A 14,964-nucleotide genomic window follows, 5' to 3' on the forward strand; every position below is an offset into this window, starting at 1 on the left:
CTCAGTTAGGACTGTCGGATATGGAACGGTGAGGAACCTAGTAGCCCCGCACCTGCGGAGCAACGAGCAACGCGCCTGTTCACGATGCTCTTGTCGGAGACTAGCGGCCCATGGCGCCAGAGTCAGCGAGAACAGCGGAAAAGTCCTGGTCAGACTCAAGTCGACCAGGACTTTTCCGGACAAAAAGGACCCGAGATGGGTCTCATTTCACCGCTGAGCGCACCTCATCGGCGAATCGGGCCGCCGCTTCGCGCAGTCCCGCCGCGTCCGGACCGTGCCGCAGCACCCCCCGGCTGACGCTCGGGATGACATTGCGGACCGACGGGCCGAAGACCCCGGGGAGGTCCGCCGGGGTGGCGCCCTGGGCGCCGATGCCGGGGGCGAGCAGCGGACCGTTGATCGCGAGCTCGGCGCCGGCCCGGCCCAGGGTCTCCCCCAGCGTGGCGCCGACCACCGCGCCGAAGGACCCCAGGGGCCCGGCGTCCGCGTTCTCGGCGGCGAGGTGCCCCAGCATGGTCGCGGCGACGCTGCGGCCGTCCTCCCGGACGGCGTGCTGTACCTCGGCGCCCTCCGGGTTGGAGGTGAGGGCGAGTACGAAGACCCCGCACCCGCTGTGCCGGGCGAGGTCGAGCGCGGGGCGCAGCGAGCCATAGCCCAGATACGGGCTGACCGTGACCGCGTCGGAGAAGAGCGGGGAGCCGCTGTCAAGGTAGGTGGCGGCGTAGGCGGCCATGGTGCTCCCGATGTCACCCCTCTTCGCGTCCATCAGGACCAGTGCCCCGGCGGCGCGGGCGTCGGCGACGGCCCGTTCCAGGACGGCGATGCCGCGGGAACCGAAGCGTTCGAAGAAGGCCGACTGCGGTTTGAGGACGGCGACCCGGTCGGCGAGGGCTTCGACGACCGTATGGGTGAAGCGCTCCAGACCGCCGATGTCGTCGCTCAGCCCCCAGTCGGTAAGGAGCGAGCCGTGCGGGTCGATGCCGACGCAGAGGGGGCCGCGCTCATCCATGGCGCGGCGCAGCCGTGCGCCGAAGGGCTGGAGGGTCATGCCGCTGCGTCCCCCTTACGGGCGTCGGCGCCGACGGCGTCGGCGAGGGTGGTGTACGGGCTGGCCCTCAGCCGTGCGGCCAGGCCCTGGTGGATGGCTCGTGGCCAGAGAGGCCCCTGGTAGATGAAAGCGCTGTAGCCCTGGACCAGGGTGGCACCGGCGAGAACGCGCTGCCAGGCGTCCTCGGCGCTCTCGATGCCGCCGACACCGATGAGGGTGACGCGGTCGCCGACGCGGGCGTAGAGGCGGCGCAGCACCTGGAGGGAGCGCTCCTTCAGGGGTGCGCCGGACAGGCCGCCGGTCTCCGCGACCAGGGCGGGAGCCGAGGTCAGGCCGAGGCCTTCGCGGGCGATGGTGGTGTTCGTGGCGATGATGCCGTCCAGCCGGAGCTCGACGGCGAGATCGGCGACGGCGTCGATGTCCTCATCGGCGAGATCGGGGGCGATCTTCACCAGCAGGGGGACGCGGCGGGTGGTGACCGTACGGTCGGCGGCCGCACGGACGGCGGCCAGCAGCGGGCGCAGCTGGTCGACCGCCTGGAGGTTACGCAGCCCGGGGGTGTTGGGCGAGGAGACGTTGACGACGAGGTAGTCGGCGTACGGGGCAAGGCGCTCGGTCGAGGTGACGTAGTCGGAGACGGCTTCGGATTCCGGGACTGCCTTCGTCTTGCCGATATTGACGCCGACGGTGGTCCTGAAGACCGCCTTACGGGCCGCGAGGCGGGCGGCCACGGCGCCGGAGCCGTCGTTGTTGAAGCCCATGCGGTTGATCAGCGCCCGGTCCTGGACGAGCCGGAAGAGCCGCTTTGGGGGGTTGCCCGGCTGCGGCTGTGCGGTGACGGTGCCGATCTCGATGTGGTTGAAGCCGAGCATCGCCATACCGTCGACACCGACGGCGTTCTTGTCGAAACCGGCAGCGAGGCCGAAGGGGCCGTACATGCGCTGACCGAACGCCTCGGTACGCAGCTCCTGGTAGCGCGGAGCCAGAAGGGCCGCGACCAGGGTGCGTACCACCGGGATACGGGCGAGCAGGCGGATCCAGGCGAAGGCCAGGTGGTGGGCCCTCTCCGGGTCCATCCACTTGAAGATCAGATTGAAGACGAGGCGGTACATGGCAGTGGCTCCTGGCCTACTGGGCGGGCGGAGAGGGCGGGCTCATGGCGAGGGGGACACCGGATCGGTGTCCCCCTCGGGCGCCTTACTCCTGGCGGGCGGTGATCAGGTGCTCCGCGTGCTCCTGCAGGGAACGGACGCCGACCTCGCCACGGCCCAGCGCCTCAATGCCCTGGACGGCGGCGGCGAGGGCCTGGACGGTGGTAAGGCAGGGGACGGCGCGGGCGACGGCGGCGGTACGGATGTCGTAGCCGTCCAGACGGCCACCGGTGCCGTAGGGGGTGTTGATGATCAGGTCGACCTCGCCATCGTGGATGAGCTGGACGATGGTCCTCTCCCCCTGCGGCCCCTCGCCTTCGCTCTGCTTGCGCACGACGGTGGCGTTGATGCCGTTGCGCTTGAGGACCTCCGCGGTGCCGGAGGTGGCCAGCAGCTCAAAGCCGAGACCCACCAGCTCCCGCGCCGGGAAGATCATCGAGCGCTTGTCCCGGTTGGCGACCGAGACAAAGGCACGGCCCTTGGTGGGCAGGGCGCCATACGCCCCGGCCTGTGACTTGGCGTAGGCGGTGCCGAAGACCGCGTCGATGCCCATGACCTCGCCGGTGGAGCGCATCTCCGGGCCCAGCACGGTGTCCACGCCGCGTCCGTGCACATCGCGGAACCGCGACCACGGCATCACGGCCTCCTTGACGGAGATCGGCGCGTCCAGCGGCAGCGTGCCGCCGTCCCCGCTGCCGGGCAGCATGCCCTCGGCGCGCAGCTCAGCGATGGTGGCGCCCAGCGAGATGCGGGCGGCGGCCTTGGCCAGGGGGACAGCGGTGGCCTTGGAGGTGAACGGGACGGTGCGCGAGGCGCGTGGGTTGGCCTCCAGGACGTAGAGGATGTCCCCGGCCATCGCGAACTGGATGTTGATCAGCCCCCGGACCCCCACACCCCGGGCGATGGCCTCGGTGGAGGCACGCAGCCGCTTGATGTCGAAGCCGCCCAGGGTGATGGGGGGCAGCGCGCAGGCGGAGTCACCGGAGTGGATACCGGCCTCCTCGATGTGCTCCATGACGCCGCCGAGGTAGAGCTCCTGGCCGTCATAGAGGGCGTCGACATCGATTTCGATGGCGTCATCGAGGAAGCGGTCGATGAGGACCGGATGCTCGGAGATCAGGCCCGCGTGCCGGGTGAGGTACTCGGCCAGCGAGGGCTCGTCGTAGACGATCTCCATGCCACGGCCGCCCAGCACATAGGAGGGCCGGACCATGACCGGATAGGCGATCTCGGCGGCGATGGTCTTGGCCTCGGCGAAGGAGTAGGCGGTGCCGTACTTCGGGGCGGGCAGCCCCGCTTCGGTGAGAACGCGGCCGAACGCGCCGCGCTCCTCGGCGAGGTCGATCGCCTCGGGCGAGGTGCCCACGATCGGGACGCCGTTGTCCTTGAGCGCCTGGGCCAGGCCGAGTGGGGTCTGGCCGCCCAGCTGGACGATGACGCCCGCGACCGGCCCTGCCTGCTGCTCGGCGTGGACGATCTCCAGTACGTCCTCCAGGGTGAGCGGCTCGAAGTAGAGCCGGTCGGAGGTGTCGTAGTCGGTGGAGACGGTCTCCGGGTTGCAGTTGACCATCACGGTCTCATAGCCCGCGTCGCTCAGCGCGAAGGAGGCGTGCACACAGGAGTAGTCGAACTCGATGCCCTGGCCGATGCGGTTGGGACCCGAGCCGAGAATGATCACAGCGGGCTTGTTCCGCGGTGCGACCTCGGACTCCTCGTCGTAGGAGGAGTAGAAGTACGGGGTGCGGGCGGCGAACTCGGCGGCGCAGGTGTCGACCGTCTTGTAGACCGGCCGGACGCCCAGGGCGTGCCGCACTTCGCGCACCACATCCTCGCGCAGACCACGGATGGCGGCGATCTGGGAGTCGGAGAAGCCGTAGCGCTTGGCCTTGGCCAGCAGCTCCGGTTCCAGCAGCCGGGCGGCGGTCAGCTCGTCGGCGATCTCCTTGATCAAGAAGAGCTGGTCAGTGAACCAGGGGTCGATCTTTGTGGCGTCGAAGATCTCCTGTGGGGTGGCTCCGGCGCGGATGGCCGCCATGACGGTATTGATCCGGCCGTCGGTGGGACGCCTCGACTCGGCCAGCAGTACGTCCTTCTCGCCCACCTCGCTGACGAAGTCGAACTGGCTGTCCTTCTTCTCCAGGGAGCGCAGCGCCTTGTTCAGCGCCTCGGGGAAGTTACGGCCGATCGCCATGGCCTCGCCCACCGACTTCATGGTGGTGGTGAGGGTGGAGTCGGCGGCCGGGAACTTCTCGAAGGCGAAGCGCGGGGCCTTGACGACGACATAGTCGAGAGTGGGCTCGAAGGAGGCCGGGGTCTTCTCGGTGATGTCGTTGGGGATCTCATCGAGCGTATAGCCGACGGCGAGCCGGGCGGCGATCTTGGCGATCGGGAAGCCGGTCGCCTTGGAGGCGAGCGCCGAGGACCGCGAGACGCGTGGGTTCATCTCGATGACGATGACCCGGCCGTCGTCGGGGTTGACGGCGAACTGGATGTTGCAGCCGCCGGTGTCGACGCCGACCTCGCGGATCACGGCGATCCCGATGTCGCGCAGGGTCTGGTACTCACGGTCGGTGAGGGTCATCGCCGGGGCGACGGTGATGGAGTCACCGGTGTGCACGCCCATCGGGTCGAAGTTCTCAATCGAGCAGACGACCACGACATTGTCGTGCTTGTCGCGCATCAGCTCGAGCTCGTACTCCTTCCAGCCGAGGATGGACTCCTCCAGAAGCACCTCGGTGGTCGGTGAGAGGGTGAGGCCCTGCCCGGCGATACGGCGCAGCTCCTCTTCGTTGTGCGCGAAGCCGGAGCCCGCGCCGCCCATGGTGAAGGAGGGGCGGACGACGACCGGGTAGCCGCCGAGCTCCTCGACACCCGCCAGGACCTCCTCCATCGAGTGGCAGATGACCGAGCGGGCGGACTCGCCGTGGCCGATCTTGGCGTGGACGGCCTTGACGACCTCCTTGAACTGGTCGCGGTCCTCGCCCTTGTGGATCGCCTCGACCTTGGCGCCGATCAGCTCGACGCCGTATGTGGCGAGGGTGCCCGACTCATGGAGGGAGATGGCGGTGTTGAGCGCGGTCTGCCCACCAAGGGTGGGCAGCAGCGCGTCAGGCCGCTCCTTGGCGATGATCTTCTCAACGAACTCCGGGGTGATCGGCTCGACGTAGGTGGCGTCGGCGATCTCCGGGTCCGTCATGATCGTGGCCGGGTTGGAGTTGACCAGGATCACCCGCAGACCCTCGGACTTGAGGACACGGCACGCCTGAGTGCCTGAGTAGTCGAACTCCGCGGCCTGGCCGATCACGATCGGGCCGGAGCCGATGACCAGGACGGACTGGATATCGGTGCGCTTAGGCACGCTGGCCCTCCATCAGGGATACGAAGCGGTCGAACAGGTAGGCGGCGTCGTGCGGACCGGCGGCCGCTTCGGGGTGGTACTGGATGCTGAACGCGGGCTGGTCGAGCAGCTGAAGGCCCTCCACCACGTTGTCGTTGAGGCAGACGTGGGAGACCTCGGCCCGGCCGTAGGGGGTGTCGGAGACCTTGTCGAGCGGGGCGTCGACGGCGAAGCCGTGGTTGTGCGCGGTGACCTCGACCTTGCCGGTCGTACGGTCCTGTACCGGCTGGTTGATACCGCGGTGGCCGTACTTCAGCTTGAAGGTACCGAAGCCGAGCGCCCGGCCCAGGATCTGGTTGCCGAAGCAGATACCGAACAGCGGGGTCTTCCGCTCCAGGACACCCCGCATCAGGGCGACCGGGTGATCGGCGGTGGCGGGGTCACCAGGTCCGTTGGAGAAGAACACACCGTCGGGGCTGAGGGCGTAGATGTCCTCGATGGTGGCGTTCGCCGGGAGGACACGCACCTCGATGCCGCGCTCGGCCATCCGGTGCGGGGTCATGCCCTTGATACCGAGGTCGACGGCGGCGACGGTGAACCTCTTCGTGCCGATGGCCGGGACGGTGTACGGCTCACCGGTGGTGACCTCACCGCACAGGTCGGCGCCCTTCATCTGGGGGGACGCCTGCACCTTGGCGAGCAGACCGGCTTCGCCGGCCGGACCGTCGAGAGCGGGGCCGGAGAAGATACCGACCCGCATGGCGCCGCGCTCACGCAGATGGCGGGTGAGCGCGCGGGTGTCAATTCCGCTGATCCCCACGACGCCCTGGGCGGCGAGCTCCTCGTCCAGGGTGCGCACCGAGCGCCAGTTGGAGGGGATACGGGCGGGCTCGCGGACCACATAACCGGAGACCCAGATCCGCTTGGACTCGGGGTCCTCGTCGTTGACTCCGGTGTTGCCGACGTGCGGGGCGGTCATGACGACCACCTGGCGGTGGTACGAGGGATCGGTCAGGGTCTCCTGGTAACCGGTCATACCGGTGGAGAACACGGCCTCGCCGAAGGTCTCCCCCACGGCACCGTAAGCACGGCCACGGAAGGAACGGCCGTCCTCCAGGACAAGTACGGCGGGAGCCCGCAAGGCTCCTCGGGTGGCGGTCGTCATCGTGCACCTTCTTCGGGGGTTACGGGGGTCGTCCCCCGGGGGACTGCTGCGGGGGTTACGGGGGTCGTCCCCCGGGAGACTGCGTTCTGGTTGTGCGTGAGTCCGTTGAGGGCTTCAACCCAGGCCGTGTGCTCGGCGGGGTGGTCGGCACGGAAACCGGAGTCCAGCTGCCGCTCGCCGTGCTGCCAGGTGATCACCAGCAGACCGCCCTCGGTGAGGACCTTGCCCGCGATGCCCTTGTCCAGCCGGGCACCGCGCAGCGCTGCGACCGGGACGAAGAAGTCCACCGCCCCGGGCCGTACGACGCTCAGGCCCTGCTCCGTCAGGGTGAGCTCGGCGCGGCTGCGGGTGCCCAGGCCGTGAGCGACGATGCGGTCGAGCCACTGTCCCGCGGTGGTGGAGCCGTGATAGCGGCCGGACAGGGTGAGCTCCGGCGTGCCCGCGTCCTCGGGGACGGCGGCCAGCTCAGGAAGGTCGCCCTGCAGGGTTCCGCGCCACTTCCAGCCCTCCCGCATCAGCCAGTAGAGCAGCGCGATGAACAGCAGCAGGCCAACGACCCAGCCCATACGCGCGGCCCAGTCGGTTACCTCCTGCGACTTCCGCTCGACTGTGCCGTCAGCTGCGCCATCAGCGAGGAGAATCAGTACCGAAGGATTCACGCCAGCTTCCCATCCACGACCGTTGCCCGGCCCCGCAGGAAGGTGTGTGTGACGCGGCCCGGCAGCTCGCGTCCCTGATAGGGGGTATTGCGGCTGCGGGAGGCGAAGCCCGCAGGGTCCACCTGACCACGGTATGCCGAATCGACCAGGGTGAGGTTGGCGGGCTCACCAGCCGAGACGGGGCGGCCCTGGCCGGTGAGGCGGCCGATCCGGGCCGGCCGGAAGGACATCCGGTCGGCGACCTGCGCCCAGTCGAGCAGACCGGTCTCGACCATGGTGTGCTGAACGACGGAGAGCGCGGTCTCCAGGCCCACCATGCCCATGGCGGCGGCGCCCCACTCGCAGTCCTTGTCCTCATGCGGGTGCGGGGCATGGTCGGTGGCGACGCAGTCGATGGTGCCGTCGGCCAGCGCCTCGCGCAGGGCCATGACGTCGGCCTCGGTACGCAGCGGCGGGTTCACCTTGTAGACGGGGTTGTAGGACCGTACGAGCTCATCGGTGAGCAGCAGGTGGTGCGGGGTGACCTCGGCGGTGACGTTCCACCCCTTGGACTTGGCCCAGCGGACGATCTCCACAGATCCGGCGGTGGACAGGTGGCAGATGTGCACCCGGGAACCGACATGCGCGGCGAGCAGCACATCGCGGGAGATGATCGACTCCTCGGCGACCGCGGGCCAGCCGCCCAGGCCCAGCTCGGCGGAGACGATGCCCTCGTTCATCTGAGCGCCCTCGGTCAGCCGCGGCTCCTGGGCGTGCTGGGCGATCAGGCCGTCGAAGGCCTTGACGTACTCCAGGGCGCGGCGCATGATCACGGCGTCGTCGACACACTTGCCGTCGTCGGAGAAGACCTTGACGCCCGCCGCCGAGTCATGCATCGCGCCCAGCTCGGCGAGCTTCTTGCCCTCCAGGCCGACGGTGACGGCACCGACCGGCTGGACGTCGCAGTAGCCGGATTCCCTGCCGAGCCGCCAGACCTGCTCGACAACTCCGGCGGTGTCAGCGACGGGAAAGGTGTTGGCCATGGCGTGCACGGAGGTGTAGCCACCGACGGCGGCGGCCCGGGTGCCGGTGAGTACGGTCTCGGAGTCCTCGCGGCCCGGCTCGCGCAGATGGGTGTGCAGATCGACCAGGCCCGGCAGCAGGATCTGGCCGTCCGCCTCGATGACCCGGGCACCTGTGGCGGAGAGTGCGGCACCCACCTCGGTGATGGTCTCGCCATCGATCAGAACGTCCTGCGGCTCGCCGTCGAGTACCTTCGCCCCGCGGATCAGGATCTTGCTCATGCCTACCTCTGTCGCAGTCTGTGGTCAAGGTGACGCGGACCGTCACCGATTCGGTGGTATGCGCGGTGGCCGGACGTCAACTGCTCTCCTCGGTACGAGTAAGAGCCGGGGCGGCGGGCTCGCTCACGGCGGGCTCGGCGCCGCCGAGCAGCAGATAGAAGACGGCCATCCGGATACTGACGCCGTTGGTCACCTGCTCGACGGCCGTACAGCGCGGCGAGTCGGCGACATCGGCGGTGATCTCCATGCCGCGGTTCATCGGACCCGGGTGCATGACGATGGCGTGCTCGGGCATCCGGGCCATCCGCTCACCGTCGAGGCCGTAGCGGCGGGCATACTCGCGCTCGGTGGGGAAGAAGGCGGCGTTCATCCGCTCGCGCTGGACGCGCAGCATCATCACCGCATCGGACTTGGCGAGGACGGAGTCGAGGTCGTACGACACCTCGCAGGGCCAGTGTCCGACTCCGATGGGCACCAGGGTCGGCGGGGCGACCAGGGTGACATCGGCACCGAGCGCGCTCAGCAGATGGACATTGGAGCGGGCGACCCGGCTGTGCAGGATGTCGCCGACGATGGTGACGCGCCGCCCGGCGAGGTCGCTGCCGGTGCCCTGGCCCAGATGGCGGCGCATGGTGAAGGCGTCGAGCAGTGCCTGGGTGGGGTGTTCATGGGTGCCGTCGCCGGCGTTGACGACGGAGCCGCCGATCCAGCCCGAGGTGGCCAGCCGGTGCGGGGCGCCGGAGTCATGGTGCCGGATGACGACGGCGTCGGCGCCCATCGCCTCCAGGGTGAGCGCGGTGTCCTTGAGGGATTCGCCCTTGGAGACCGACGAGCCCTTGGCGGAGAAGGAGATGACATCGGCGGAGAGCCGCTTGGCCGCGGCTTCGAAGGAGATCCGGGTCCGGGTGGAGTCCTCGAAGAAGAGGTTGACGATGGTGCGGCCGCGCAGGGTCGGCAGCTTCTTGATCGGCCGGTCGGCGAGCCGGGCCATCTCCTCGGCGGTGTCGAGGATCAGGACGGCGTCATCGCGAGTGAGGTCGGCGGCCGAGATGAGGTGGCGCTTCATCTGTACTGGCTCCGTGGGGTTCTGGAGGGTGCTGACGTGCGGGCAGGCAGGCGCGGCCGATGGGCCAGCTGTCGTGGGCCGTACGGGAGTGCGCTACTGCTCGCCGACCGGGGTGGTTTCGCTCTCCCGGCCTTCGGCCGGGGGGACCCCCACCTCGCTTCGCTCGCCGAGCAGCACGCCATCGCGGCCGTCTTCCTCATCGAGCTGGACCCTGACTGTCTCCCGCAGGGACGTGGGCAGGTTCTTGCCGACATAGTCGGCGCGGATGGGCAGTTCGCGGTGGCCACGGTCGACAAGAACGGCCAGCTGCACGGCGCGCGGGCGACCGATGTCGTTCAGGGCGTCAAGCGCGGCGCGGATGGTGCGGCCGGAGAAGAGCACATCGTCAACGAGAATCACCAGCCGGCCGTCGATGCCGTCACCCGGGATGTCGGTACGGGCGAGGGTGCGGGCTGGACCGAGACGCAGATCGTCGCGGTACATGGTGATGTCGAGTGAGCCGACCGGCGTGGGTCGTGTGGTGATCTCTTCGAGCTTGCCGGCCAGCCGATGGGCGAGGTGAACACCTCGGGTGGGGATGCCGAGCAGCACTACATCGTCGGCGCCTTTGGCACGCTCGACGATCTCGTGGGCGATACGGGTCAGGACCCGTGCGATATCCGGAGCCTCGAGCACGGGGCGCGCCGGAGTGGAGCTGTTGCTGTCCATGCGTGACGGACCTCCTTCCCCGCCTCACGGGACGGGCCTTAAAGGACGTCGGAATTATGCGCTGTCAACCGTACCAGGAGGCTGCGCCCTCCTCTGCATCGCCCCTGGTCGGAGGGGGGAACATCGGTTTCGGCTTGACGCCGCATATTACGCTGCGTAACATCACAGTGAGTTACGAAAACCTCATCCGGGGAGCCTTATGTCCAGCGAATACGCCAAACAGCTCGGAGCCAAGCTCCGTGCCATCCGCACCCAGCAGGGCCTCTCCCTCCACGGTGTCGAGGAGAAGTCCCAGGGCCGCTGGAAGGCGGTCGTGGTGGGCTCGTACGAGCGTGGCGACCGTGCGGTGACCGTACAGCGTCTCGCCGAGCTGGCGGACTTCTACGGCGTCCCGGTGCAGGAGCTGCTGCCGGGCACCACCCCTGGCGGGGCCGCCGAGCCGCCGCCGAAGCTGGTCCTCGATCTGGAGCGGCTGTCGCACGTTCCGTCCGACAAGGCGGGCCCGTTGCAGCGGTACGCGGCGACGATCCAGAGCCAGCGCGGTGACTACAACGGCAAGGTGCTGTCGATCCGCCAGGACGATCTGCGCACGCTCGCCGTCATCTATGACCAGTCGCCGTCGGTCCTCACCGAGCAGCTGATCAGCTGGGGGGTGCTTGACGCGGATGCGCGTCGGGCGGTCTCCCATGAGGAGGTCTGACGGCTGGTCCAGCCGAAGCAGAAACGTGCCGCCGCCCCGGCCGGGGCGGCGGTTTCTGCGTTTGCGGTCCGCTGTTCCTACGGGTGCGGCTCCGCCCCGCGGCGGGGCTCCGCCCGGCTGCGGGGTGCGGTGGGTGGGTTTCCCCGTACCCCGCCCCTTCCCGGCTGTACCGATATGCGGCTCCGCCGCACGGCGGAGCTTCCCCCGGCTGCGGGGTGCCGTGGGTGGGCTCCCCCGTACCCCGCCCCTTCCCGTAACCGGGGCTTGCGCCCCGGGGCCCCGGGGTTGGCCGGTGCGGGCCGGTGGCCCGGTGTTGTGCCCACCCGTTCCGCCCCTCGGGCGGACCGAGTGCCCACAACACCTCGCGGGCCTGGGGGCGGCAGCCCCCAGTTTCGGGGAGGGGCCGGGTGAGGGGAATCCCCACCGCTGACAGCGGCGCTCAGCCACAACCACCGACGGACGGAGTCCGGCGCAGGCGGCCGAAGCTTGTGAGGCCCCCCGGGGCCGAACAATGCGAGGACGCCGTTAAGAAACGGTGGGCGCCGTCAAGAAGGGGTGGTGTCGTGGCGGAGGGTTGGTTTCAGTTCCTTCAGGCGGCCGAGGAGGCCGTTGATGAAGGCTGGGGATTCGTCCGTGGAGAATTCCCTGGCCAGCTGCACACACTCATCCAGCACCACGGCGTCCGGAATGGCGTCCTCCCAGATCAGCTCGTAGGCGCCGAGCCGCAGAATGTTGCGGTCCACGACCGGCATCCGGTCGAGGGTCCAGCCGACCGCATAGGTGGCGATCAGCTCATCAATACGGTCCGTACGCTCGGCGTACCCCTCGATCAGCTGCATCGTGTACTCGCTGACGGGGGGCTGGCGGTCGTCGGTCCGCGCGTGCCTGATCCAGTCCGCGAGGACGCCCGTGACAGTGCTGCCACGCTGGTCGGCCTCGAAGAGGATCTGGAAGGCACGCTTACGGGCCTTGCTGCGAGCTGCCACGGTTAGCTGGTCACCCGGCCGAGGTAATCGCCGGAACGGGTGTCGACCTTGATCTTCTCACCGGTGGTGATGAAGAGCGGCACACCGATCTCGTAACCGGTCTCCAGCTTGGCGGGCTTGGTGCCGCCGGTGGAGCGGTCGCCCTGGACGCCCGGCTCGGTGTGCTCGATGGTGAGCTCGACGGCCGCGGGCAGCTCGACGGAGAGCGGGTTGCCCTCGTACATCGCCACCGTGGCCTCAAAGCCCTCGATCAGGTAGTTGGCGGCATCGCCGACGACCTTCGGCTCCACATGGAGCTGGTCGTAGGTGTCCATGTCCATAAAGACGAAGTACTCGCCGTCCATGTACGAGAACTGCATGGTGCGGCGGTCCACGGTGGCCGTCTCGACCTTCGTGCCGGCGTTGAAGGTCTTGTCGACGATCTTGCCGGACAGTACGTTCTTCAGCTTGGTGCGCACGAAGGCAGGGCCCTTACCGGGCTTGACGTGCTGGAACTCGACAACGGACCAGAGCTGGCCCCCCTCGAGCTTGAGCACCATGCCGTTCTTGAGGTCGTTCGTGGTGGCCACTGTCGCGGATTCTCCTGAGACTGCTGCTTCGGAGACCAAGGCCTTTCGGAACCCCGGCCCGGCTTCGGGCTAGAGGGCGAGCAGCTCTTTGGTCGTGATGGTAAGTAGCTCGGGCCCGCCGTCTGCCGGTGGGCGGACGACGAGTGTGTCATCAATCCGGACGCCGCCCCGACCCGGGAGGTGGACCCCCGGTTCGACGGTGACCGGCACACAAGCGTCCAGTTTACCCATGGCCGCAGGTGACAGCCGAGGGTCCTCACCGATTTCGAGCCCGACACCGTGCCCGATGCGGGCGCCAAGTGCCTCACCATACCCGGCGGCGTCCAGCACTTGCCGCGCGGCACGGTCCACAGCACGGCACTCGGTACCCGGAACGAGGGCTTCCCGGCCCGCCCGCTGCGCGGCGAACACCACGTTGTAGAGGTTGACCTGCCAGTCGGCGGGAGCGGTGCCGATCACGAACGTACGGCCGATCTGGCAGCGGTAGCCGCCGTAGCGCGCACCGAGCCGGACAGAGAGGAAGTCGCCCTCCTCCACCCGGCGGTCGGTCGGTGTATGCGCGGGAAGCCCGGAGTGCCGTCCGGTGGCCACTGAGGTGGGGAAGGCCGGGCCGTCGGCGCCGTGGTCGATCAGTCGGCGCTCCAGCTCCAGCGCGAGATGGCGCTCGGTACGGCCCACCAGGATGGATTCCAGGAGCTCGCCCAGCGCCTGGTCGGTGATCTCCGCGGCGATCCGCAGGGCGGCGATCTCCTCGTCATCCTTGATGAGGCGCTGCTGCTCCACAGCGCCGCCGAGGTCCACCAGCCGCAGCCGGGGCGCCACCGATGCCAGCGCCCGGTGCCGGGCCACGGTGAGGTGGTGCTCCTCGACGGCCAGCACTCCGCTGCCCGTGTTCGCCGCCAGTTCGGCGGCGGCCACCGCCGGATCGCCGTCCGCACCGGGCAGGATGAGGGCGCGCAGCTCATCGGCGGGTTCGGGCAGGCCCTGTGGCCCGGCGGCGGGATCCGGCAGGGTCAGCAGGGTGTCCCGGCCATCAGCGCCGAGCAGCAGCGCTGCGCCCCGCGGGGCGCAGCCGGTGAGATAGCGGATGTTGGCGGGGCTGGAGACCAACACGGCCGTGCTGCCGCCCACCGCGTTCGCCGCGCAGCGGTCGCGGAGGCGGGAGCGGCGGGCCAGGTGCACCTCGGACATATCCCCGAGCCTACGGCTGGCTGGACCGGCGCGTCCGGTTGAGCTGGGCCGTATGGGCAGCCCAAGGGAGGCCTACCAGCTCGGCGGGCTGGCGAGGCTGCGGGCGACGACCTCGTCAAGCATCCGGGCGGTGGTCTCCACGTCGTGCCGGGAGTTGTCGATGATGGGCAGCCCGGAGCCGTACCAGCCCGCCATCCGGCCGTGGATCCGGGCCACTTCCTCGTCCGTGAGGCGACGGTTGCCGGTGCGCTCGGCGTTGCGCTCCAGGACGATCTCCAGCCCGGGCAGCAGCACCACAGGAATCAGACCGGGGCCCACATGGCGCTTCCAGCCGCCCAGGCCGACGACGGGGCGGTCGGGGAAGACGGCGTCGTCGAGGATGCAGGAGATGTGGTTGGCCAGGAAGTTACGGGCGGCGAAGCCGCAGGTGCGACGGGCCAGCCGGTACTGGGCCTCCGAGTGGTCGTTCCAGCCCGACTGGGGGTCGGCGAAGCCGGAGCGGACCCACTCCCGGACATCGTCGAGGCTGATGTGCGCGGTGGGGACGCGGCGGCGTCCGGCCCAGTGCCGGGCCACGGTGGTTTTGCCCGCGCCGGCCGGCCCGATGAGCAGCACCGCGACGGCCGCCTGGGCGGCGTCCAGGGAGGCCGGGTCAGCGGCGGGGGAAGGTATCTGCACCGGGCCGCCGGGCGGCAGCTGGATGTGGCCGGTCGTCTCGGCGGCCGGCGGCTGGGGAAGGGAGGCCGGGGCTGCCGGACCGGTCCAGCCGGGGGCCGCGGGCGGCTGCGCTGGCTGCGGCGGGTGGCCGTGGGGGTGCCCCTGGACGGAGTCGGGGCGAGGGACGGGCGGCTGCGCCCCGTGGTGCTGCATACGGTCCCCTACTCCGTTCCTTACGGGCACTGCCTCGGCGCCTGCGTCTGCGATCTGCTGTTACGTGGCCTCTGGTGAGAAGACCCCTGGCCTCAAGTCAGGGCGGTGGCCCGCTCCTTGACCTGACAGCTTATGTGGGTCGCGACAGCCAGGCGACCAGCGGGCGGGGTGACCACCGCAGGGTGTGCGGACCTCGGCAGCGGCTGCTTTGCGAAGCGCCAACCGCCGGCC

General features: G+C 69.5%; 13 protein-coding genes. 1 reads left to right on the forward strand and 12 read right to left on the reverse strand.

Annotated elements, in window-relative coordinates:
* Positions 1-202 precede the first annotated feature (202 nt).
* From pyrF to pyrR, 8 genes are all read right to left on the reverse strand, one after another.
* Positions 203-1,048 carry an orotidine-5'-phosphate decarboxylase gene (pyrF, locus tag test1122_RS00570; protein WP_232267172.1) on the reverse strand — a complete coding sequence of 282 codons (846 nt, stop codon included), beginning with the start codon at positions 1,046-1,048 and terminating at the stop codon, positions 203-205.
* Complete coding sequence (locus test1122_RS00575; RefSeq protein ID WP_232267173.1) at positions 1,045-2,160, reverse strand: quinone-dependent dihydroorotate dehydrogenase; 1,116 nt, start codon at positions 2,158-2,160, stop codon at positions 1,045-1,047. Before test1122_RS00575 ends, pyrF begins: the two co-directional genes overlap by 4 nt.
* An 85-nt stretch (positions 2,161-2,245) precedes the next feature.
* Positions 2,246-5,557: a carbamoyl-phosphate synthase large subunit gene (carB, locus tag test1122_RS00580; RefSeq protein WP_232267174.1), complete on the reverse strand. Its 3,312-nt coding sequence runs from the start codon at positions 5,555-5,557 to the stop codon at positions 2,246-2,248.
* Entirely contained in the window at positions 5,550-6,701 is a 1,152-nt protein-coding gene (gene carA / locus test1122_RS00585; RefSeq protein WP_232267175.1) for a glutamine-hydrolyzing carbamoyl-phosphate synthase small subunit, read from the reverse strand. Before carA ends, carB begins: the two co-directional genes overlap by 8 nt.
* Positions 6,698-7,267, reverse strand: coding sequence for a PH-like domain-containing protein (locus test1122_RS00590; RefSeq protein WP_232271689.1), 570 nt, complete (start codon positions 7,265-7,267; stop codon positions 6,698-6,700). Before test1122_RS00590 ends, carA begins: the two co-directional genes overlap by 4 nt.
* 89 nt (positions 7,268-7,356) lie before the next feature.
* On the reverse strand, positions 7,357-8,643 hold the full coding sequence (locus test1122_RS00595; RefSeq protein WP_232267176.1) for a dihydroorotase: 1,287 nt from the start codon (positions 8,641-8,643) through the stop codon (positions 7,357-7,359).
* 76 nt (positions 8,644-8,719) lie between these two features.
* Complete coding sequence (locus tag test1122_RS00600) at positions 8,720-9,709, reverse strand: aspartate carbamoyltransferase catalytic subunit (RefSeq protein ID WP_232267177.1); 990 nt, start codon at positions 9,707-9,709, stop codon at positions 8,720-8,722.
* Positions 9,710-9,802: 93 nt separating this feature from the next.
* A complete protein-coding gene (gene pyrR, locus test1122_RS00605) occupies positions 9,803-10,417 on the reverse strand; it encodes a bifunctional pyr operon transcriptional regulator/uracil phosphoribosyltransferase PyrR (RefSeq protein ID WP_232267178.1) in 615 nt (204 codons plus the stop codon).
* A gap of 199 nt (positions 10,418-10,616) precedes the next feature.
* Between pyrR and bldD the strand changes: the two genes are divergently transcribed.
* Positions 10,617-11,117, forward strand: coding sequence for a transcriptional regulator BldD (gene bldD, locus test1122_RS00610; RefSeq protein ID WP_232267179.1), 501 nt, complete (start codon positions 10,617-10,619; stop codon positions 11,115-11,117).
* Between the two features lie 545 nt (positions 11,118-11,662).
* Here the strand turns inward: bldD and nusB are convergent.
* The 4 genes from nusB to test1122_RS00630 all read right to left on the reverse strand — a co-directional run bounded on the left by nusB (position 11,663) and on the right by test1122_RS00630 (position 14,733).
* Positions 11,663-12,103: a transcription antitermination factor NusB gene (gene nusB / locus test1122_RS00615; protein ID WP_232267180.1), complete on the reverse strand. Its 441-nt coding sequence runs from the start codon at positions 12,101-12,103 to the stop codon at positions 11,663-11,665.
* Between the two features lie 2 nt (positions 12,104-12,105).
* A complete protein-coding gene (efp, locus tag test1122_RS00620; protein ID WP_232267181.1) occupies positions 12,106-12,672 on the reverse strand; it encodes an elongation factor P in 567 nt (188 codons plus the stop codon).
* Between the two features lie 69 nt (positions 12,673-12,741).
* Positions 12,742-13,863 (reverse strand): aminopeptidase P family protein, encoded by a 1,122-nt coding sequence (locus test1122_RS00625; protein WP_232267182.1) that lies wholly within the window; start codon positions 13,861-13,863, stop codon positions 12,742-12,744.
* 72 nt (positions 13,864-13,935) lie between these two features.
* Positions 13,936-14,733 carry an AAA family ATPase gene (locus test1122_RS00630; protein WP_232267183.1) on the reverse strand — a complete coding sequence of 266 codons (798 nt, stop codon included), beginning with the start codon at positions 14,731-14,733 and terminating at the stop codon, positions 13,936-13,938.
* Between the last annotated feature and the right edge of the window lie 231 nt (positions 14,734-14,964).

Origin of the sequence: Streptomyces gobiensis (assembly GCF_021216675.1) — a bacterium.
Lineage (GTDB): Bacteria > Actinomycetota > Actinomycetes > Streptomycetales > Streptomycetaceae > Streptomyces > Streptomyces gobiensis.

Bases quoted from the DNA above. Each gene is read 5' to 3' on its own strand.
- carA (WP_232267175.1), bottom strand. From the start codon at position 6,701: ATGACGACCGCCACCCGAGGAGCCTTGCGGGCTCCCGCCGTACTTGTC.
- test1122_RS00590 (WP_232271689.1), bottom strand. From the start codon at position 7,267: ATGGGCTGGGTCGTTGGCCTGCTGCTGTTCATCGCGCTGCTCTACTGG.
- test1122_RS00575 (WP_232267173.1), bottom strand. From the start codon at position 2,160: ATGTACCGCCTCGTCTTCAATCTGATCTTCAAGTGGATGGACCCGGAG.
- pyrR (WP_232267178.1), bottom strand. From the start codon at position 10,417: ATGGACAGCAACAGCTCCACTCCGGCGCGCCCCGTGCTCGAGGCTCCG.
- test1122_RS00595 (WP_232267176.1), bottom strand. From the start codon at position 8,643: ATGAGCAAGATCCTGATCCGCGGGGCGAAGGTACTCGACGGCGAGCCG.
- test1122_RS00625 (WP_232267182.1), bottom strand. From the start codon at position 13,863: ATGTCCGAGGTGCACCTGGCCCGCCGCTCCCGCCTCCGCGACCGCTGC.
- test1122_RS00600 (WP_232267177.1), bottom strand. From the start codon at position 9,709: ATGAAGCGCCACCTCATCTCGGCCGCCGACCTCACTCGCGATGACGCC.
- pyrF (WP_232267172.1), bottom strand. From the start codon at position 1,048: ATGACCCTCCAGCCCTTCGGCGCACGGCTGCGCCGCGCCATGGATGAG.
- bldD (WP_232267179.1), top strand. From the start codon at position 10,617: ATGTCCAGCGAATACGCCAAACAGCTCGGAGCCAAGCTCCGTGCCATC.
- test1122_RS00630 (WP_232267183.1), bottom strand. From the start codon at position 14,733: ATGCAGCACCACGGGGCGCAGCCGCCCGTCCCTCGCCCCGACTCCGTC.